Here is a 19,330-nt window from a genome sequence, read left to right on the forward strand (position 1 = left end):
GCCGTACGGAGGTTGACCGCACGGCGCCCGGGGCGCTTGTCACACCTTCAGGTACTTGCGCAATGCGACGAAAGCAGCCACAGCGGGCATCAGCAGCCCGATCGCCAATACCAGCGGCAACTTGGTGATCACGGCGTCCCAGCCGATGAAGTTGACCAGCTGCATCTTCTCGGAGAGCGCCAGGCCGTGGTCGATGAGGAAATAACGGCCCACCAGCAGCATCACGGAGGCGACCGCACCGCCCAACAGGCCCGCGAACGCGGCCTCCATGATGAACGGCATCTGGATGTAGAAGCTCGAGGCGCCGACGAGCCGCATGATGCCGGTCTCACGCCGACGGCTGAACGCCGAGACGCGCACGGTGTTGACGATGAGCATCAGCGCGATGATCAGCATCAGGCCCATCACGAAGATGGCGGCCACGTTCATGCCGTTCATCAGGGAGAAGAGGTTCTCCAGGATGTTGCGCTGGTCCTGGACGGACTGCACACCGTCCCGTCCGGCGAAGGCGGTCGCCACGACCTTGTACTTCTCCGGGTCGTCCAGCTTCACCCGGAACGACTCCTGCATCTGGTCCGGGGTGATGGTGGACGCGATGGGGGTGTCGCCGTACTGCTCGCGGTAGTGCTTGTACGCCTGTTCCGCAGTCTCGTGGTGGACCACGTCGACGACGTCCATCTTCTTCAGATCGGCCTCGATCTGCTCCTTCTGCGCGGTGGTGACGGCTCCCTTGGCGCACTGGGGCGAGGTCGCCGCGTCGTTCTTGTTGCAGAGGAAGATGGAGACGTTGACCTTGTCGTACCAGAAGTCCTTCATCGTGCTGACCTGCTCACGCATGAGCAGCGCGCCGCCGAACAGGGCGAGCGAGAGGGCTACAGAGACGATCACCGCGAAGGTCATCGTGAGATTGCGGCGGAGACCGACGCCGATCTCCGACATGACGAACTGGGCGCGCATGGCGTGCTTTCAGCCTTTCAGTCTGTCCGGGCTCAGTGCTGGTAGCCGTAGACGCCGCGCGCCTGGTCGCGTACGAGACGGCCCTTCTCGAGCTCGATGACGCGCTTGCGCATCTGGTCGACGATGTTCTGGTCGTGGGTCGCCATGATCACCGTGGTGCCCGTGCGGTTGATCCTGTCGAGCAGCTTCATGATGCCGACAGAGGTCTGCGGGTCGAGGTTTCCGGTCGGCTCGTCCGCGATGAGCAGCATGGGGCGGTTGACGAAGGCGCGGGCGATGGCCACACGCTGCTGCTCACCACCGGACAGCTCACCGGGCATCCGGTCCTCCTTGCCGCCGAGCCCGACGAGGTCGAGCACCTGGGGCACGGCCTTGCGGATCTCGCCACGCGGCTTGCCGATGACCTCCTGGGCGAACGCCACGTTCTCCGCGACGGTCTTGTTGGGCAGGAGGCGGAAGTCCTGGAAAACGGTGCCCAGCTGGCGGCGCATCTGCGGCACCTTCCAGTTGGAGAGCCGGGCCAGGTCCTTGCCCAAAACATGGACCATGCCCTGACTGGCGCGCTCCTCACGCAGGACCAGCCGCAGGAACGTCGACTTGCCCGAACCGGAAGAGCCCACGAGGAAGACGAACTCGCCCTTCTCGATTTCGAGGGAGACGTCGCGCAGAGCAGGTCGGTTCTGCCTGGGGTATGTCTTGGAGACGTTGTCGAATCGGATCACGGGTGCACCACGGTCGGCCGGGAGTAGGTGAGCGTGACCTTACGCGACTGCGCCACGGCCGCGCAGTCCCCGTCCTGACTTGCGCATTTTGTCCGTTCATCGATCGGGGGCAAATCCGGCGGGCCGCGACGAAAAGCGCGGGAGCTGGCACAGTGGTAGGGGAACAGTCGCGTTTCCCCGGGCGTTGTCCGGAGAGAAATGTGCTTGCGGTCCGCGCCTGCGGCCCCGGCGCGGGAGAGGAGAGCGCATGACCTATGACCGATTGGTGTGCGCCAACTGCGCGGCGCCCGTCGCCGAGGGCCGTTGCCCGGTGTGCCGGGCGAATCGCGAGCGGCTGCAGCAGGGCGACGGCCCCTTCGCCGGCCTGAGCCCGGTGACACTGCTGGCCCTGCTGGTGGTCCTGGTCGCCGCGGTGGCCCTGCTGGCGGTATAGCGCGTCCCGTGCGCCGTACGGCCTCACTGCCGCACGGCCAGCGGAAGATCGACAGAAGGGCCCGGAGTGCTGAGCACTCCGGGCCCTTCCCGTGTCAGCCGTCGGCTGTCACCTGTCAACTACGCACTGTGCCGGTCAGGCGACGGTGCGACCGCCGCCGACGAGGCGCGGCAGCATGCGGAAACCGATGCCACCGGCGATCATCGTCGCGGCGCCCAGCAGCAGGAAGGTGGTCTCGGCGGCGCCGGTCTCGGCCAGCTCCTCCTTGGCCTCACCCTGCTGCACCGGCTCGGAACCGGCGTTGTCGGTGTCGGTACCGTCACCGCCGCCGACCGGAGCGTCACCGTCGATGACGCCACCGTCGGTGTCGTTGTCGTTACCGTTGCCATTGCCGTTCCCGTTGCCCGGGTTGCTCGGCGTCGGGTCGGGGTCCTCGGTCGGGTCCTCGGACGGGTCCGGGTCGACCGGCGGGGTCGTGGGCGGGTCCACCGGCGGCGTGGTCGGCGGGTCGACCGGCGGGGTCGTGGGCGGGTCCACCGGCGGCGTGGTCGGCGGGTCGACCGGCGGGGTCGTGGGCGGGTCCACCGGCGGGGTCGTCGGCGGGTCGACCGGCGGAGTGCTGCAGAGCGTCGGGTCGATCTCGCAGTCGTCCTTGATGCCGATGCCGGCGTCGATGCCGCCCTCGCCGGCGTTGGCGGACACCTCGACGGGGCCGACGTCGATCCCGATCCCGACGGCGCTCGCGGCGCCTGCGGCGGTCAGCGACGCACCCGCGGCGATCACGGCGCCGGCGGCTATACGTGCGACACGGATCCGCGTCTTCTTGGTCATCTGGCTGCTACCCCCAGTAGCTATCTCGTTGTCGGAGCAGCGTCAGGGGCAGCGGGTTCAGGGGCCGTTGCACTTGCCCCCGTTCGCACACGCCCCAGAAATACGCATGCCGCGTGCCACCTTTCCCAGTTCTGGCAAGGGCGTCAAGGTCGTTAGCGGACGCGATGTCCGAAATGCTGTCAGTTGCCTGACCTGCGGGGATGCAACTGTGACATAAAAGGGAACTGCCGCCCCCTGGGCGGCAGTTCCCTTGTCGACAAAGCTCTTCGCTACTTGGCCTGCTGCTTGCGCCAGCGAATTCCGGCTTCGAGGAACCCGTCGATCTCACCGTCAAGTACCGACTGGGGATTGCCCACTTCGAAGTCGGTCCGCAGGTCCTTGACCATCTGGTACGGGTGCAGCACGTACGAACGCATCTGGTTGCCCCAGGAGTTGCCGCCGTCACCCTTGAGCGCGTCCATCCTGGCCTGCTCCTCCTGGCGGCGGCGCTCGAGCAGCTTCGCCTGGAGGACGTTCATCGCGCTCGCCTTGTTCTGGATCTGCGAGCGCTCGTTCTGGCAGGACACCACGATGCCGGTCGGGATGTGCGTCAGCCGCACCGCGGAGTCGGTGGTGTTGACGCCCTGGCCGCCGGGGCCCGACGCGCGGTACACGTCCACGCGCAGCTCGGACTCGTCGATCTCGATGTGATCGGTCTTCTCGACGACCGGCAGCACCTCGACGCCCGCGAAGGACGTCTGACGGCGGCCCTGGTTGTCGAACGGCGAGATACGCACCAGCCGGTGCGTGCCCTGCTCGACCGAGAGCGTGCCGTACGCGTAGGGCGCCTTGACGACGAAGGTGGTCGACTTGATGCCGGCCTCCTCCGCGTACGACGTCTCGTAGACCTCGGTGCCGTAGTTGTGCCGCTCGGCCCAGCGCAGGTACATGCGCTGGAGCTGCTCCGCGAAGTCCGCGGCGTCGACGCCGCCGGCCTCGGCGCGGATGTTGACCAGCGCCTCGCGCTCGTCGTACTCGCCGGACAGGAGGGTGCGGACCTCCATCTCGTCCAGCGCCTTGCGCACCGACTCCAGCTCGGCCTCGGCCTCGGCCCGCGCGTCCGTGTCGTCCTCGGCCTCCGCGAGCTCGAAGAGGATCTCGAGGTCGTCGATCCGGCCGCGGAGCGCCTCCGTCTTGCGGACCTCGGCCTGGAGGTGGGAAAGCTTGCTGGTGATCTTCTGCGCCGCCTCGGGGTCGTCCCACAGGGACGGTGCCGCCGCCTGCTCCTCGAGCACGGCGATGTCTGCCCTCATCCTGTCGAGGTCCAGAACGGCCTCGATCGACCCCATGGTCGAGGAAAGGGACTTCAGCTCTTCGGATACATCGACGACTGCCACGGGTCCAGCGTAACGGCTGAGCGGCCGGACCCGTGCTGGCCCCGGACGGCCGGCAGTGGCCCTAGGGGTCCGAGGGCGCCGACTGCTGGAAATCCGGGGGCGGTACCTGGCCGTCGTCGTCGCTCACGGCCAGCCAGCCGCCGATGCCGACCGCCGCGACGACGGCGAGTGCGGCGACACCGAGAGTGATCCGGCGCCTGCGGACCGCGGTCGACCTGTTGCGGGCCGACCCCGGCCGCCGCTGGCCGGGGGCGCGCGGTGCCCTCGCCGTGCCGTGCGCGCCGCCGGCGAGCTCGTCCGGCGCGGGGACGCGCATCGAGGTGTGGGTGTCCCGGTTGGAGTCGGCCGGGGCGGATCCGGGGACGAGCGGGACGGCGCCTCGGCGTCGCGGCTCACCGGGGGTGGGCGGCAGGGCGTCCTCGTAGGGTTCCGCGGCCGGCTCCGCGTCGGGCTCGTCGACGTCCAGGGGCGGCATGCCCTTCAGCGTCGGCAGCAGGTCGTGCAGCCGGGCCGCCATCTCGGAGGCGCGGAGCCTGGAGGCGGGCGCCTTGGCCAGGCACTGGACGATGAGCTGCCACAGCTCGTCGGGGATGCCGGGCAGGGGCACCACGGTCTCTGTGACGTGGCGGCGCAGGACCGCGCCGGGGTGACCGCCGCCGAACGGGGTGAAGCCGGCCAGGACCTCGTAGAGGACCGTGGCGAGGGCGTAGATGTCGACCGCCGCGCGGGGCGGCAGACCCTCGACGATCTCGGGCGCGATGTAGTCGGGGGTCCCGATGATGCCCGAGGGGTTCGGCGCACCGCTTCCGGCCGGCCGCTGGGCCTTGGTGCGGCGCGGTGTGTCGATCAGTTTGGCGACGCCGAAGTCGGTGAGGAGCGCGGGGTGCGAGCCGGCCGGGCCGAGCGGGCCCTCCATGTCGAGCAGGATGTTCTCCGGCTTGACGTCCCGGTGCACGATGCCCGCCGCGTGGGCCGCCGCCAGGCCGTCGGCGACGTCGGCGACGATCGCGACGGCTGCCTCCGGCGCGAGCCGGCGCTCACGGTCGAGACGTGTCCGCAGGTCGGTGCCGCGTACGAGCTGCATGACCAGCGCCAGGTCGTTGCCGTCGACGACGAGGTCGCGGACGCCGACGACCCTGGGGTGGTCGAGCCCGAGCAGGGCGGTGCGCTCCTGGACGAAGCGTCCGACCAGCTCCTGGTCGGACGCGAGGTCCTCGCGAAGAAGCTTGATGGCGACAGGCCCCTCGGGTCCTTCGCCGAGCCACACCGTGCCGGCGCTGCCCCGCCCCAGGATCTGGTGGGCCGTGTACCGGCTGCCGATATTCCGTGCCAAGACTGCTCCCTCAGCGGCTGGCGTTGCCCCACAACGTACGCGGGCATCGGGGGCCTGTGTGCCCCGGATGACACCAACCTCCACTTCTGCGGGATAAATAAGCCCGCAGAAGTCGACAAAACGACAGAGTTACTGCTGGTTACCGATCTGGTCGGCGGTGTCCTTCGCCTCGCCGAGCTTCGAGATCCAGTCCGTGACCGTCGAAATGCCGTCGCCGATCGCGTCCCAGTAGCTCTTGCCCTCCGCGACCCAGTCCTGGAGCGGGGTGAGCTCCCAGATCAGCCAGCCGGCCACGACGAACAGCAGCACCGTGAACAGGCAGCCCTTGAGGCAGCCGAGCCCGGGGATGCGCATCGGGTTGGCGCGCTGCCTCGGCTGGCGGGGCGGGCGCTGGGCCGGCGGCTGCTGCGGAGGTGCGTACTGCTGCTGCTGCGGCGGCGGAGCGTACTGCTGACGCTGCGGCTGGTGCTGCGGGCGCTGCTGCGGCGCCGGCGCGTACTGCTGCTGGGGCCGCTGGGGACGGTTCTGCGGGGGCTGCTGCGGGGCCTGGCGCTGCGGGCGCCGGCGCAGCGGGTCCTGGCTCGGGTCGAGGTACTGGACCTGCGTCTGCTCGTTGCGGTCCCGGGCCGCACGCAGCTGGGACTGCCAGGGGTGCGGTTCCTCCGGTCCGGGCTGCCCCGGAGGGACGGGCGGCATCACGGCGGTCGGGTCGGCCGTGCCACCGGGCTGCCCGGTCTGCGGCATGACGCTGGTCGCCGCGGAGGGGTCGTAGGCGCTGCTGCCGCCGCCGGTGTTCGGCAGGACCTGCGTCGGGTCGGCGGCGCCGGGGGTCTGCGGCACCGACGCCGGCGCGGGGTCCGGGGCGAGGAGGGCGGCGACGCCGAGGGCGGCGTCGACCTGGGCGGCGTTCGCGTGCACGCCGATCCCGGCCGCGACGGTACGCAGACCGCGGGCGAGGTTCTCGGCGCTCGGACGCTCGGAGGGCTCCTTGCGCAGGCAGCGCTCTATGACCGTCCACAGCGGCTCGGGAAGCGTCGAGGGGCGCCGCGGCTCCTCGCTGAGGTGGCGGTGCAGCACCTCCAGCGCCGTGCCCCCGGCGAACGGGGGGCGCCCGGTGACCAGCTCGTACAGCAGGATGCCCGCGCCGTAGATGTCGACCGCCGAGGTCTGCGGGCGGCCCTCCGCCGACTCCGGCGCGACGTACGCGGGGGTGCCGACGAACTCGTGCGTCCTGGTCAGACCCGGGGAGTCCGCGAGACGCGCGATGCCGAAGTCGGTCAGCATCGGGTGCATCTGACCGTCGGCGTCCGTCTTGAGCAGCACGTTCGCCGGCTTCAGGTCGCGGTGGACGACGCCGTCGGCGTGGCTGGAGGCGAGCGCGTCCGCGATCTGGGCGGTCATCAGCGAGGCGGCGACCGGGCTGAGCGGGCCGTTTTCGCGCAGGTACCGGTGCAGGTCCGGGCCGTCGATCAGGTCCATGACGAGGGCGAGGAGGTCGCCCTCGACGACGAGGTCCCGGGTCCGGACGATGTTCGGGTGGGTGAGGCGGAGCAGGACGGAGCGCTCCCGGAGGAAACGCATCACCACGTCCGCGTCGTTCGCCAGCTCCTCCTTGAGGACCTTGATCGCGACGGTCTCACCGGGCTGGCCCGCGACGGCCGCCTCGGCGCCCGCGGTCTCCCTCTGACGGGCTCGCCAGACGGTGCCCGTGGCGCCGCGCCCGAGCGGCTCCTCGAGCAGGTACTTGCTGCCTACCGGCCGCACGTCATGCGCTCCCTGCTGATCGTGGTCCTCACATGGGTCCCGGTCCGCCGGATGATTTTCGGCCCACCGGGTTGTCCGACCCACTTTAGGGGGTGTCCGTCCGGTCGCCCCTGTTCGATGGACAGACGCGGGCATCGTACGGATGGTTGCCGGGTCCGCGCGCACTGAACATCACGATCCCCTCCGTCCGTAGTTCCTCAAGATGACCTTTACGGGATACCACCACGTGCTTTTCCGTCCGGATTTGTTACCCGGGCCGACCGGTCAAGATCACTTATGGGTGGGCGGCGGGCGTGTTGTCGGTGGCGGATGCGAGGATGCCTCCAGCACGGAGCCGTGGGGAGGGAGCCCCTGGCGCGTGCCGACCTGCCGGGTGGGGGCGATCTGGGCGGCTTCCCTGCCGGGCACCCCGCGCAGAAGGGATGGCTGACGGCGATGCAGATCCGGCTGACTGTTCTCGCGCCGCGCGGCGGACAGTCCGCGCCCGCCGGGCGCCCCTGCGACGTGATCGTGACCGCGCCGGCGGGCACCGCGCTCGCCGCCGTGGCCTCCGGTCTCGCCGCCGCCGTCTCCGGCCCCGACGTCTCCGGCACGGTCGTCCTCTACGCGGGACAGGAGCGCCTCGACCCGCAGCGCCGCACCCTCGGCGAACCGCCGCTGGTCGACGGCGCGGTGCTGTCCCTCCAGACGCCGGCCGACGACGAGACCCACGACGGCGAGGTGTCGGCACAACTGCACGTCGTGGCCGGGCCCGACGCCGGAGGGGTCCATCTGCTGCACGGCGGCCGGATCAGCGTCGGCCGCTCTGCCGACGCCGACGTACCGCTGGACGACCCGGACGTCTCCCGGCTGCACTGCGCGGTGACGCTCGCGGACGACGGCCGGGTCACCGTGACCGACCTCGGCTCCACGAACGGCACCACGGTCGACGGAACCTCCGTGCACGCCCGCCCGGTGCGCCTGCCGGCCGGTGCGCTGCTCCGGCTGGGTGAGTCCACCCTGCGTCTCTCCCCCGGCACGCCTGCCCCGGCGCTTCCCACCACCCCGGACGGCGAGGGCCACCTCCGCGTCCCGGGTCCGGCTTCCTCCGCCGTCGACGGCAGGCCCGCGCCCGGTCCGGGCGGGAACGAGGCAGCAGCCGCCGGCCCCGCGTCCCCCCGCGGGACACGGCCGGTGCCTTCATGGGCCTCGCCCGGCGGATCACCGGACGGCACGCCTCCGGCCGCCACCGACCGGTCCCACCGGGCACCCGACGGCGGCCCGCCCGCCTGGCCGTACCGCTCCGACGCCACGGGGGCACCCGCACACGGCCACGCCATGACGGAGCCGCCGGGCGGGGCGACCCGCGCGGCCGACGGCGACTCGTCCCGGACGCACCACATGCACGCCCCCCTCGGCGACGCCCCCGCGCCCCGGGTACCGGCCCAGTACACGTACGACGCCCATGACCGCGTCCCGGACCGGCCCGGTGAGCCGTCGCCCGAGCGTGCGCCCGCCCGCGGTACGGACGAGCCCGCCGAGGCGCCCCGGCGCCGGGGCATAGGCGCCTGGGCCAGGCGGCTGGCCGGCGGCCGTGAGGCCGTCGCCCCGCAGGAGAGCGGCGTGACGGGCCCCGTGGCCCGCTCGGCCGTGTCCAGCGTCGAGAGCTGGCCCGACCCGGCCGCGGTGCTGCTCACGGCGCTGGGCCCCGGCCCCAGGCTGTGGGAGCGCGGCCCGCGGCACCCCGAGTCGCTCGTTCTCAGGCTCGGCACGGCGGACCGCGCGGACCTGCCGTCCGTGCCCGTGACCGTCGCCCTGAGGGAGGCCGGGTCGCTCGGCCTCGCCGGCCCGCGCGCCCGCCTCGCGGGCCTCGCCAGGTCCGCCGTGGGGCAGCTCGCCGCGCTGCACTCGCCCGGTGACCTCGAGATCGTGCTGATCAGCGCGGACCGGGCCCGGTCCCTGGAGGAGCGCAAGGCGGAGTGGTCCTGGCTCGGCTGGCTGCCGCATCTGCGCCCGGCCCACGGCCAGGACTGCCGCCTGCTGCTCGCCTACGACCGCGACCAGGCAGCCGCCCGCGCCGCGGAGCTGACGCGCCGCCTGGACGACGGCCCGCTCGGCACGGGCTGGGCGAGCGCCGACTCCCGGACCGTCGCCGAGGCCGCCGCACGCCACGACGGCCCCCGCACCGTCGTGATCGTCGACGGGGACCCGGGCTCGGCCGCGCTGCGCGAGACCACCGCCCGGCTGGCCGGCGCCGGCCAGGCCGCCGGGATCCATCTGATCTGCCTGGCGGAGACGCCCGCCGCCTCCCCGCTCTCCCCCGTCGCCGCCACCTACGAGTCGGCCTGCGCCGCGTCGCTGCCCTTCCGTGAATGCGGGGCCGTGGCCCTGCTCAGCGGGGACGTGGCGACCGCGCTGCGCCTGATGCGGGTCGCCTCCGGGCAGCCCGCCGGCCATGGCACGGTCGGCGTGGTCGACGCGGTGTCCGCCGCCTGGGCGGAGCGTTTCGGGCGGGCGCTCGCCCCGCTGCGCGCGGAGGGCTCGAGCGTGCAGCCCGGCCGGGCCGCCGTACTGCCGCAGTCCGCGCGGCTGCTGGACGAGCTGGAGCTGGCGCGGGCCACCCCGGCCTCGCTGATGGCGCGCTGGGCGGCGGCCTGCGACGGCACCGTCGTCCTCGGCGCCGGTCCCCGCGGCCCGCTCGCCGTCGACCTGGCGCAGGAGGGCCCGCATCTGCTGATCGAAGGCCCCGCCGGCAGCGGCCGTACGGAGCTGCTGCGTTCGGTCGCCGCGTCGCTGGCCGCGGCGGGCCGCCCCGACCGGCTCGGCCTGCTGCTGGTCGACGGAGCCGGCGGAGAGCGCGGCGAGGGGCTGACCGTCTGCACCGAACTGCCGCATGTGACCGAGCATCTCGTGGCCAGCGATCCGGTGCGGATGCGGGCGTTCGCGCAGGCGCTCGGCGCGGAACTGAAGCGCCGGACGGCCGTGCTGGACGAGGCGGGCGTCACCGACTTCGCCGAGTGGCGCACCCGGTGGGAGGTCGCCGGCCGGATGGTGGGCCAGCGGACGTCACCCGAAGCCGCCGACCAGCGGGGCGACATCGACTCCCCCTCGTCGGGGACGCTCAGGCTCCGTCCCGGCGGGCGTACACGGAGTCAGGAGCCGGACCCGCTGCCGCGTCTGGTGGTGCTGGTCGACGACTTCGACGCGCTGGTCGCCCCGGCGCTGGGCAGCCCGGGCCGGCCGGCGGCGGGTTCGGTCGTACGGGCCCTGGACGCGGTGGCCAGGGACGGCGCCCGTCTGGGCGTCCATCTTGTGGCCACGTCGTCGCGGCCGGACCGCACGGCGGACACAGAGCTGGCAGAGGGCGCGCGGCTGCGTGTCGTGCTGGAGGCGCCGCCGGTCGCGCCCGGCCCTGACGACCCGGCTCCCGGCCGCGGCAGGCTGGGGCACCCGGACGGCCGCGTCACCCCGTTCCAGAGCGGCCGGGTGACCGGGCGCATCCCGCGTACGGCCACCTTGAGACCCACTGTCGTTCCGCTCGAGTGGGAGCGGATGGGCGATCCACCCACCCGCCGCCCCGTCCGGGAGCTGGGCAACGGACCGACGGACCTGGCGCTGCTGGCGAGTGCGCTGGAGCGCGCGGCGCGGTCGGTGGACGCGGCGCCGATAGGGCCGTTGACACCGGCGCATCCCTGACGGGCCGCGCTGCGGCCATTTGACCTGACATCACGTCACGAGGGCATCACGAAAGAGTGATAGGGGCCCGGGGCGGTATTGCGACACCCGTATCGCGGGCGTAGACCTGTCGGCACGGACCGGCAACCGGACGCCGGACAGCCGGTCCGGCGCAGCGGGACAGCGCAACAGGTCAGTCGGAAGCAGCGCACAGGAGAGACGGGGCAGTAATGCGCAGAACTCTTCGTACGGGCAGGGCCGCAGTGGTGTTCGCCGCGATCGGCGCTCTCGCCCTCACCGGATGCGGCGGCGACAGCGACGGCGGAGAGCCGGGGGACGGCGGACCCACCAAGGGCACCGAGTCGCCCTCTTCGGTCCAGCTGCCCAAGCTGAACGGCGAGAAGATCCAGGTCGCCGCCGTATGGAGCGGCCCGGAGCAGGAGAACTTCACCAAGGTCCTGGACGAGTTCGAGAAGCGCACGGGCGCGACGGTCACCTTCGTCCCCGCGCAGGACCCGATCGTCAACTTCCTCGGCACGAAGATCGCCGGCGGCAGCCCGCCGGACGTGGCGATGCTGCCTCAGGTCGGCGCGATCCAGCAGGCGGTGGCCCGCAAGTGGGCCAAGCCCGTCGGCGCCGAGGCCAAGGAGCAGCTGGCGAAGAACTACTCCAAGGGCTGGCAGGACCTCGGCGCGGTCAACGGCACCCAGTACGGCGTGTACTACAAGGCCGCGAACAAGTCCCTGATCTGGTACAACAACACCGTTTTCGAGAATGCCGGGGCCACGCCGCCGAAGACCTGGAAGGACTTCATGTCCACGGCGGAGACGATCTCCGCCTCGGGTGTCACGCCGGTGTCCATCGCCGGTGCGGACGGCTGGGTGCTGACCGACTGGTTCGAGAACGTCTACCTCTCCCAGGCGGGCCCGGAGAAGTACGACCAGCTCGCCAAGCACGAGATCAAGTGGACCGACCCGTCGGTGAAGGACGCCCTCACCACCCTCGGTGAGCTGTTCGGCCAGCCGAATCTGATCGCGGGCGGCACGGACGGCGCCCTCCAGACGGAGTTCCCGGCGTCCGTCACCCAGACGTTCAGCGGCGGTGACGCCCCCAAGGCCGCGATGGTCTTCGAGGGTGACTTCGTGACCGTCAACATCGCGCAGACCGACGCGAAGATCGGTACGGACGCGAAGGTCTTCCCGTTCCCGGCCGTCGGCGCGGAGCCGCCGGTGGTGACCGGCGGGGACGCGGCTGTGGCCCTGACGGACAGCAAGGGCGCGCAGGCGCTGCTGACCTTCCTGGCGTCGCCCGACGCCGCGGCGATCCAGGCGGCGGCCGGCGGCTTCATCTCGCCGAACAAGTCGCTGGACCTGGCCGTGTACCCGAACGACGTGCAGCGGGACATCGCGAAGGCGCTGATCGCGGCGGGCGACGACTTCCGCTTCGACATGTCGGACCAGATGCCGCAGTCGTTCGGCGGGACGCCCGGCAAGGGCGAGTGGAAGATCCTCCAGGACTTCCTGAAGAACCCGCAGGACGTCGCGGGCACCCAGCAGCGGCTGGAGGCCGAAGCGGCCAAGGCGTACAAGAGCTGAGGTCGTGTCCGCCGTCACAGCGGGGGGCCCGGCTCGTCCGGAGCCCCCCGCGCGTCAGCGTAAGAGCGTGACAGGAACACGTAAAATAGTCGCGGCCGGCTTTCTGCTGCCCGCGCTCGTGCTGCTGGGCGCGCTCGTGGTCTACCCGATCGGGTACTCGCTCTACAGGTCCTTCTTCGACCAGGCCGGCGCCGGCTTCGCCGGGCTCGACAACTACGTGGAGATCTTCACCGACGACACCATCCTGACCGCGGTCAAGAACAACGCGATCTGGGTCGTCGTCGCACCGACGGTCTCCACCGCCCTCGGTCTGATATTCGCGGTGCTCACCGAACGGGTCCGCTGGGGCACCGCGTTCAAGCTGATCGTCTTCATGCCGATGGCGATCTCGATGCTGGCCGCCGGCATCATCTTCCGGCTCGTCTACGAGCAGGATCCGGAGCGCGGGGTGGCCAACGCGATCTGGGTGGGCGTGCACGACACGTTCGAGGAGTCGGCCGGATACCCGCGGGCCCGGCCCCTGCCGGTGCACCCGCTCGAGGCGGCCGGCGGCGGCGCGTTCGTCACCAAGGAGCCGGTCTCCGCCGGGACACCGGCGCAGCTTCCGCTGATCGGCGTGGCCCCCGCGAACATGCCGTCCGACGCGGAACCGGCCAAGGCGGCAGCGCCGGGCGACGGCGAGATCCACGGCACCGCCTGGCTGGACTTCACCCGGGGCGGCGGCGGCAGACCGAACGTCGTCGACGCCCAGGAGCTGGGGCTCAAGGGCCTCAAGATCGAGGCGGTCAAGGACGGCAAGGTGGTGGCGGACACCCGTGCCGCCGCCGACGGCACCTTCACCCTCCCGGCCTCCGCCGACGGCGCGCTGCTTCGGCTGCCCGCGGACAACTTCCGCGAGCCGTACAACGGCGTCGACTGGCTCGGCCCGTCCCTGGTGACCCCGGCGATCATCGGCAGCTACGTGTGGATGTGGGCGGGCTTCGCCATGGTGCTGATCGCGGCCGGTCTGGCGAGTGTGCCGCGCGAGCTCCTGGAGGCGGCACGCGTCGACGGAGCCAACGAATGGCAGGTGTTCCGGCGGATCACGGTGCCCCTGCTGGCGCCCGTGCTCGCGGTCGTCCTGGTCACCTTGATGATCAATGTGCTGAAGATCTTCGACCTGGTCTTCATCATCGCGCCGGGCTCCTCCCAGGACGACGCCAACGTCCTCGCCCTCCAGCTCTACCGCTCCTCCTTCGGCACCGACGCGGACCTGGGCCTCGGCAGCGCCATCGCGGTGCTGCTGCTTCTGCTGGTGCTGCCGGTGATGTTCTTCAACGTCCGGCGGATGCGAAGGGAGACCCGGCGATGAGCACGAGCGACACCGCGGCGAAGAGCGGCTCCCCGGTCAGGGCCAAGCAGTCCGCCGCCGCCCGGATCGCGGCCGCCGCCGGGGGCGGCGCGCTGCGCGTCTTCCTGATCCTCGCCGCCCTGTTCTGGCTGATGCCCACCATCGGCCTGCTGCTCTCCTCACTGCGCGACAGCGGCGACATCGCGGCGACCGGCTGGTGGAAGGTGTTCACCGCCCCCGCCGAACTCACCACCGAGAACTATTCACGGCTGCTGCAGAACGAGACCATCACCGATTCGCTGCTGTCCACGGTGGTGATCACGGTCCCCGCCACCGTGCTGGTCGTGGTCATCGGGGCGCTCGCCGGATACGCCTTCGCCTGGATGGAGTTCCCCGGCCGGGACTGGTGGTTCATGGTCGTGGTGGGCCTGCTGGTGGTCCCCGTGCAGGTCGCGCTCGTCCCCGTGTCCGAACTCTTCGGTGTGATCGGCATCTTCGAGACGACGATCGGCGTGGTCCTCTTCCATGTGGCCTTCGGTCTGCCGTTCGCCATCTTCCTGCTGCGGAACTTCTTCGCGGAGATCCCACGGGAGCTGCTGGAGGCGGCCAGGCTCGACGGCGCGGGCGAGATCCGTCTGTTCACCCGGGTCGTGATGCCGCTGGGCGCCCCGGCGATCGCCTCACTCGGGATCTTCCAGTTCCTGTGGGTGTGGAACGACATGCTGGTCGCGCTGATCTTCGCCGACTCGGAGAGTGCCCCGATCACCGTCGCGCTCCAGCGTCAGGTACGGCAGTTCGGCAACAACATCGACGTGCTCGCGCCCGGCGCGTTCCTGTCGATGATCATCCCGCTGGCGGTGTTCTTCGCCTTCCAGCGCCAGTTCGTCTCCGGTGTGATGGCGGGCGCCGTCAAGTGACCGGCTGACGGACGGGCAACGGCACACCGTCCTACGCGTGCGGCGGCCCGGTCACCCCGTGACCGGGCCGCCGCCGCGCGACCCGGAGTCCGGCCCGGCGCGCGGCACCGGGCCGCGGGACATGCTCACCGCTGCTGCCCGGCGCACGGCACCGGGCCGCAGGACGCCCTCAGCGCTGCTGCCCGGCCATGACGGTGACCAGCCCGGCCACCACCATCAGCGAACCGGCCCAGGTCCACACCGAGGTCCGCTCGTGCAGCACGGTGGAACTGGCGAGCACGATCAGCAGATAGCCGAGCGCGTTGAACGGATAGGCGATGTTCAGCGGCACCTGGGCCAGCGTCGACATCCAGGCCACGGCGGAGACGCCGAAGACGACGAGACCGACGACGACCCAGGGCGTCGTCGCGGCCCGTGTCATCAGCGATCCCCCGCTGTGCTCGGCAACGGCGGCCGCCGAGCGCATGCCGTGTTTCAGCATGATCTGCCCGGCCGCCGACGAGAAGACCGCGAAGAGCAGCAGCAACACGCTGGGCAGGGTCAAGTTCTTCCTCCTGGGCGGCAGTCGGGGCCCGGCGTCAGGTGCCGGCGCCCACCCGGCCGGCGACTTCGGCGGGGACGTACTGGCGGTTGAGAATGTCCTGGACATCGACGTGCTCCCCGGCGACGATCGTCTGCGCCGCGTGCGGAGTGAGCACGGCGACGTACTGGTAGCCGAAGAGTGTCGGCCGCACGCGGGTCAGCAGCCGGGAGATCCCGCCGAGGGTCCTGGCGACGGCGCCGCCGCCGAGCACGGACCAGAACGGCGCGCCGGTCGAGGTGACCTGGAGCTGGTCGAAGCCGGCGGCCCGCACGGTGCGGCGCAGGCTGCTGCGGGTGAAGAAGCGGAGGTGGGTCTCGTCGAGGATGCCCCGCCGGTCGTATCCGAAGGCGCCGAAAGCGACCCTCAGCCGTGAGTACCAATGGCTGAAGTTGGGCACGGACAGCAGCATCCGGCCGCCGGGACGCAGCACTTCCCGCAGCTCCCGCAGCACGTGCTCGGGCCGGGACAGATGCTCGATGACGTCTCCGGCGACCACGTAGTCGTAGTCGGCGCCGACCTGTGGCGGCAGGCCCTCCTCGAGATCGGCGAGGAGGAATTCGGAGCAGCGGTCCCGCACACCGGGCACCTCGACGAAGTCCAGGCCGGTCACCGTGTGGCCGAGGTCTTCGAGACGCTCGGCGAACAGGCCCCCGGAGCAGCCGACGTCGAGTACCCGGCCGGGCGGCAGCCCTCGCATGATCCTGAGAATGGCGGAGTGCGAGGAGCCGTCGCCCTCCTTGAAGGCGTAGTCGACGGGCTTGGGGATCCAGGGGCAGGTGCCGAAGCCCTTGAGGGCGAGCCGGTACTCCAGGACGTCCTTGACGACGTCCTTCGCGTAGCGCAGGCCGTTGACGTAGCAGATCTCGTCACCGTAGTAGGTGGGGACGGGGATCTCCTTGATCCGCATCCCGGCGTCGAGCAGTTGCACGATGATCTGGGTGTCGAAGTCGAAGGCGTCGGTGTTCCGGTCGATCGGCAGCCTGCGCAGCGCCGCGACGCTGTAGGCGCGGTATCCCGAGTGGAACTCGGTGAGCCGTGAGCCGAGCAGACCGTTCTCGAAGCGGGTGAGGACGCGGTTGCCGAGCCACTTGTAGAACGGCATGCCGCCCTTGAGCGCACTGCCGGAGCGCATCATCCGGGAGCCGAACACCGCCTCGCACTCGCCGCGTTCGATGGGTGCGACCATCTCGGGCAGCAGCTCGGGGGCGTACTGGCCGTCGCCGTGCAGAAGCACCACGATGTCCAGGCCCCGTTCGGCGGCGAGAGCGTAGCCCGCCTTCTGGTTGCCGCCGTAGCCGAGGTTCTTGGTGTGCCGCATGACGACGGTCGGCGGCATGCCGTCGAGCTGGGACCAGCGGCAGCCCGCGGTGAACGTCCCGTCGCTGCTCGCGTCGTCGAGGATCAGGATCTCGGCGATGCGGGGCCGGAAGTCCTTGGGGATGCGGTCGAGCGTCTTCTCCAGCGTGGATTCCGCGTTGTAGGCGACGACGAGGATGCCGATCCGCGGGCTTGGGATTTCCTTCACTGGGGCTTCTCTACTCTCCGTTGGCGCGGGTCATCGGTGCGGTCTGTCGACGGGTGGGGCGGGGGCGGGGGGCCGGTCGGTGCGCTGGGCGACGAGGGGTACGTGCTCTCCCGGGGCGGGCGCGGGCGGCTCTGTCAGCGCCCGGCGCACGCCGCTCGCGATACCGGCGGCGAGCAGCAGCCATCCCGCCTCGGCCAGGTGCAGAGCCCAGTCGTTCCAGCGGACGGCGCTCGCGCCCGCGTAGACGACGACGGTGGCGACACCGGCGACGAGCCCGTAGCCCAGGCCTTCCCACAGTCCGAAGAGACAGAGGCCGACGACGGGCCAGGCGAGGTACTGCACGGCGGAGCCGGTGCTGAGCAGGAGCAGCAGTGCGAGGGAGAACGCGACGGCGTACGCGGCGCCGGTGGGGCGTACCCAGGCGAGCCACGCTCCCGCGGCCATGCACAGCAGCACGAACAGGAGATGGAAGTCGCTGTGCAGTGCCTCGATGAACGAGTCGGAAGCGCCCGCCAGTTCGGCGAAGCGTACGAAGCCCCACAGCCTGGCCCGTCCGCCCTGGTACTCGAGGACCTTCTCCCGCAGCGCGACGGGCACGGTCGCCAGCACCGGCCCCCACAGGAGCAGCATCACGGCCGCGAGGCCCGCGCAGAAACGGACGGTGGCCGGACGGCCGGCCCGCATCGCCGCGACGATCAGAGCGGGGATCGCGACGACCGGGACGAGCTTGACGCTCACGGCCAGGGCCGCGGCGACGCCGGCGGCGAGCGGGGCACGGCGGTCGACGAGCAGGAAGGCCGCCAGGAGCATGAGCATGATGGCGACGGAGTCGGTGTTCCCGTGATGTCCGGACGTGGCGAAGAGGACGGGGCTGAGGGCACATCCGAGCGCGCACGCCGTGGCCGTCGCGAGTGTGCGGCGACGGCGCAGGATCTCGAACACGAGCAGGGCGGAGACGAAGTCGGCGAGGCAGGCCGGCGCACGGATCAGGCTGCCGAACGGGATTCCGAGATTCTCCAGTTCATGGAATCCGGCGAGCATCCAGCTCGTGAGCGGCGGGTGGTTGTAGACGGGCAGCCGTGGCATCGGTTGCTCGTAGACGCGGACCGGTCCGACCTGGGCGATCGTGGTGGCGAAGGCGTCGAAGATGCGGACGTCCGCCGGCCCGCGCGTCAGGGCCGCGAGAATCATCTTGGCGACGAGAGCGAGCGCGGAGACACCGATGACGAGGATCCTGGCTCTTCGCACATCGAGCGTCGCCGGTGCCGTTCGCGTTCGCAGGTCCATGGCCGCCGAACGTAGCAATCCGAAACGTCAACATCTCGCACCGATAAACACACTTAAATGCCGGGGAGTTCACTGCGCTGCGATCTTCGGCGCAATCCCGGCACGTGAATCACCCGTACGGCGGGGTCGGCCGATCACCTCGGGCATCCGGTCGGTGACGGCGACCGCCGCACCCGTGTCGCCGAGATCGCGGAACACCTGGCGGAACGCCTCGTGCATCGCGCTGTACGCGGGACAACCCGTTCACGCGTCCACCGCATCGGAGTCACCGGCGCTTCTCCGTCCGGGTGACGCCGTCGGCCCGGCGGCCGCTCAGGCCTGGAGCGCCGCCACGGCTCCCCGTGCCACCTCGTCCAGGTAGCCGTCCGGCAGCTCGCCCCGCACCACCACGAGCCGCCAGTACAGCGGTCCGACGATCACGTCGAGCGCCCGGTCCGGGTCCGCCGATTCCGGCAGTTCGCCGCGCGCCACCGCGTCCCGGACGATCAGGGCGGCCACGCCGCGCTGGCCGTCCAGCAGAGCCGCCTTGATCGCGTCCGCGATCTCGGGGTTGCGCGCCGCCTCCACCAGCAGGTCGGGGATGACCTGCGAGGCCACGGGGTGGCGCAGCGCGTGCGCGGCGACCTCGAGCAGGGCGCGTACGTCCCCGTACAGGGATCCCGTCGCCGGTGCCGGCAGGCCCTGCGCCGCGAAGGCCGAGACGAGGTCCAGCACCAGGGACAGTTTGGACTTCCAGCGCCGGTAGACGGCCGTCTTCCCGACGCCCGCCCGCCGGGCGATGCCCTCGATCGACATCCGGGCGAAGCCGACGGCCGCCAGTTCGTCGAAGACGGCGCCCCGGATGGCGTCGGTCACGTCCTCCCGGAGCACGGCGGCTCCTGCGGGGGCGCGGCGTGGGCTTCTGGGCTCGGTCGTCATGCCCAGGAGCATACGCGGCGACGACGGAACGGTTGCGTTCCGACGTCAGGCCGTCCTACTGTTCCCGTAGCGACGATACGGTCCCGTTCCATCGATGCCTTCGAC

At 71.3% G+C, this 19,330-nt stretch carries 16 protein-coding genes; 5 read left to right on the forward strand and 11 right to left on the reverse strand.

Annotation, left to right across the window (positions count from 1 at the left end; genetic code table 11):
• Positions 1-39: 39 nt before the first annotated feature.
• Together ftsX and ftsE are read right to left on the reverse strand one after the other, a co-directional pair.
• Positions 40-957 carry a permease-like cell division protein FtsX gene (ftsX, locus tag AB0K36_RS15150; RefSeq protein WP_005316905.1) on the reverse strand — a complete coding sequence of 306 codons (918 nt, stop codon included), beginning with the start codon at positions 955-957 and terminating at the stop codon, positions 40-42.
• Positions 958-989: 32 nt separating this feature from the next.
• Positions 990-1,679, reverse strand: coding sequence for a cell division ATP-binding protein FtsE (gene ftsE, locus AB0K36_RS15155; protein WP_005316903.1), 690 nt, complete (start codon positions 1,677-1,679; stop codon positions 990-992).
• Between the two features lie 247 nt (positions 1,680-1,926).
• Between ftsE and AB0K36_RS15160 the strand changes: the two genes are divergently transcribed.
• Positions 1,927-2,112: a hypothetical protein gene (locus AB0K36_RS15160; protein ID WP_159691530.1), complete on the forward strand. Its 186-nt coding sequence runs from the start codon at positions 1,927-1,929 to the stop codon at positions 2,110-2,112.
• 135 nt (positions 2,113-2,247) lie between these two features.
• Here AB0K36_RS15160 and AB0K36_RS15165 read toward each other — a convergent pair whose 3' ends face one another.
• From AB0K36_RS15165 to AB0K36_RS15180, 4 genes are all read right to left on the reverse strand, one after another.
• The gene (locus tag AB0K36_RS15165) at positions 2,248-2,943 is read right to left on the reverse strand and encodes an LPXTG cell wall anchor domain-containing protein (RefSeq protein ID WP_364593497.1); all 696 of its coding nucleotides are present in this window, start codon (positions 2,941-2,943) and stop codon (positions 2,248-2,250) included.
• Positions 2,944-3,212: 269 nt separating this feature from the next.
• Complete coding sequence (gene prfB / locus AB0K36_RS15170; protein ID WP_364593500.1) at positions 3,213-4,319, reverse strand: peptide chain release factor 2; 1,107 nt, start codon at positions 4,317-4,319, stop codon at positions 3,213-3,215.
• Positions 4,320-4,380: 61 nt separating this feature from the next.
• Positions 4,381-5,652, reverse strand: coding sequence for a serine/threonine-protein kinase (locus AB0K36_RS15175; protein ID WP_364593503.1), 1,272 nt, complete (start codon positions 5,650-5,652; stop codon positions 4,381-4,383).
• Positions 5,653-5,781: 129 nt separating this feature from the next.
• Positions 5,782-7,416 (reverse strand): serine/threonine-protein kinase, encoded by a 1,635-nt coding sequence (locus AB0K36_RS15180; protein ID WP_364593506.1) that lies wholly within the window; start codon positions 7,414-7,416, stop codon positions 5,782-5,784.
• Positions 7,417-7,851: 435 nt separating this feature from the next.
• Here AB0K36_RS15180 and AB0K36_RS15185 point away from each other — a divergent pair, with 435 nt between their 5' ends.
• From AB0K36_RS15185 to AB0K36_RS15200, 4 genes are all read left to right on the forward strand, one after another.
• Complete coding sequence (locus tag AB0K36_RS15185) at positions 7,852-11,091, forward strand: FtsK/SpoIIIE domain-containing protein (RefSeq protein ID WP_364593590.1); 3,240 nt, start codon at positions 7,852-7,854, stop codon at positions 11,089-11,091.
• Between the two features lie 209 nt (positions 11,092-11,300).
• Entirely contained in the window at positions 11,301-12,665 is a 1,365-nt protein-coding gene (locus AB0K36_RS15190) for an ABC transporter substrate-binding protein (RefSeq protein ID WP_364593509.1), read from the forward strand.
• A 4-nt stretch (positions 12,666-12,669) separates the two neighbouring features.
• A complete protein-coding gene (locus AB0K36_RS15195) occupies positions 12,670-14,016 on the forward strand; it encodes a carbohydrate ABC transporter permease (protein ID WP_364593512.1) in 1,347 nt (448 codons plus the stop codon).
• A complete protein-coding gene (locus AB0K36_RS15200; protein ID WP_364593515.1) occupies positions 14,013-14,912 on the forward strand; it encodes a carbohydrate ABC transporter permease in 900 nt (299 codons plus the stop codon). The genes AB0K36_RS15195 and AB0K36_RS15200 overlap by 4 nt, the downstream gene beginning before the upstream one ends.
• A gap of 169 nt (positions 14,913-15,081) precedes the next feature.
• Here AB0K36_RS15200 and AB0K36_RS15205 read toward each other — a convergent pair whose 3' ends face one another.
• The 5 genes from AB0K36_RS15205 to AB0K36_RS15225 all read right to left on the reverse strand — a co-directional run bounded on the left by AB0K36_RS15205 (position 15,082) and on the right by AB0K36_RS15225 (position 19,225).
• Positions 15,082-15,456, reverse strand: coding sequence for an SMR family transporter (locus tag AB0K36_RS15205; protein WP_229834870.1), 375 nt, complete (start codon positions 15,454-15,456; stop codon positions 15,082-15,084).
• Between the two features lie 34 nt (positions 15,457-15,490).
• Complete coding sequence (locus AB0K36_RS15210; RefSeq protein WP_364593518.1) at positions 15,491-17,020, reverse strand: methyltransferase domain-containing protein; 1,530 nt, start codon at positions 17,018-17,020, stop codon at positions 15,491-15,493.
• Between the two features lie 30 nt (positions 17,021-17,050).
• Entirely contained in the window at positions 17,051-18,307 is a 1,257-nt protein-coding gene (locus AB0K36_RS15215) for a glycosyltransferase family 39 protein (protein ID WP_364593521.1), read from the reverse strand.
• Positions 18,308-18,376: 69 nt separating this feature from the next.
• Positions 18,377-18,526 carry a hypothetical protein gene (locus AB0K36_RS15220; RefSeq protein ID WP_364593524.1) on the reverse strand — a complete coding sequence of 50 codons (150 nt, stop codon included), beginning with the start codon at positions 18,524-18,526 and terminating at the stop codon, positions 18,377-18,379.
• Positions 18,527-18,619: 93 nt separating this feature from the next.
• Positions 18,620-19,225 carry a TetR/AcrR family transcriptional regulator gene (locus tag AB0K36_RS15225; protein WP_364593527.1) on the reverse strand — a complete coding sequence of 202 codons (606 nt, stop codon included), beginning with the start codon at positions 19,223-19,225 and terminating at the stop codon, positions 18,620-18,622.
• Positions 19,226-19,330: the final 105 nt, after the last annotated feature.

Origin of the sequence: Streptomyces kurssanovii (assembly GCF_040677245.1) — a bacterium.
Lineage (GTDB): Bacteria > Actinomycetota > Actinomycetes > Streptomycetales > Streptomycetaceae > Streptomyces > Streptomyces kurssanovii.

What these genes read in the sequence shown, in the direction of transcription:
- ftsX (WP_005316905.1), bottom strand. Translation starts at nt 957, where the DNA reads ATGCGCGCCCAGTTCGTCATGTCGGAGATCGGCGTCGGTCTCCGCCGC.
- AB0K36_RS15200 (WP_364593515.1), top strand. Translation starts at nt 14,013, where the DNA reads ATGAGCACGAGCGACACCGCGGCGAAGAGCGGCTCCCCGGTCAGGGCC.
- AB0K36_RS15215 (WP_364593521.1), bottom strand. Translation starts at nt 18,307, where the DNA reads ATGGACCTGCGAACGCGAACGGCACCGGCGACGCTCGATGTGCGAAGA.
- AB0K36_RS15160 (WP_159691530.1), top strand. Translation starts at nt 1,927, where the DNA reads ATGACCTATGACCGATTGGTGTGCGCCAACTGCGCGGCGCCCGTCGCC.
- AB0K36_RS15225 (WP_364593527.1), bottom strand. Translation starts at nt 19,225, where the DNA reads ATGACGACCGAGCCCAGAAGCCCACGCCGCGCCCCCGCAGGAGCCGCC.
- AB0K36_RS15185 (WP_364593590.1), top strand. Translation starts at nt 7,852, where the DNA reads ATGCAGATCCGGCTGACTGTTCTCGCGCCGCGCGGCGGACAGTCCGCG.
- AB0K36_RS15190 (WP_364593509.1), top strand. Translation starts at nt 11,301, where the DNA reads ATGCGCAGAACTCTTCGTACGGGCAGGGCCGCAGTGGTGTTCGCCGCG.
- AB0K36_RS15220 (WP_364593524.1), bottom strand. Translation starts at nt 18,526, where the DNA reads ATGCACGAGGCGTTCCGCCAGGTGTTCCGCGATCTCGGCGACACGGGT.
- AB0K36_RS15165 (WP_364593497.1), bottom strand. Translation starts at nt 2,943, where the DNA reads ATGACCAAGAAGACGCGGATCCGTGTCGCACGTATAGCCGCCGGCGCC.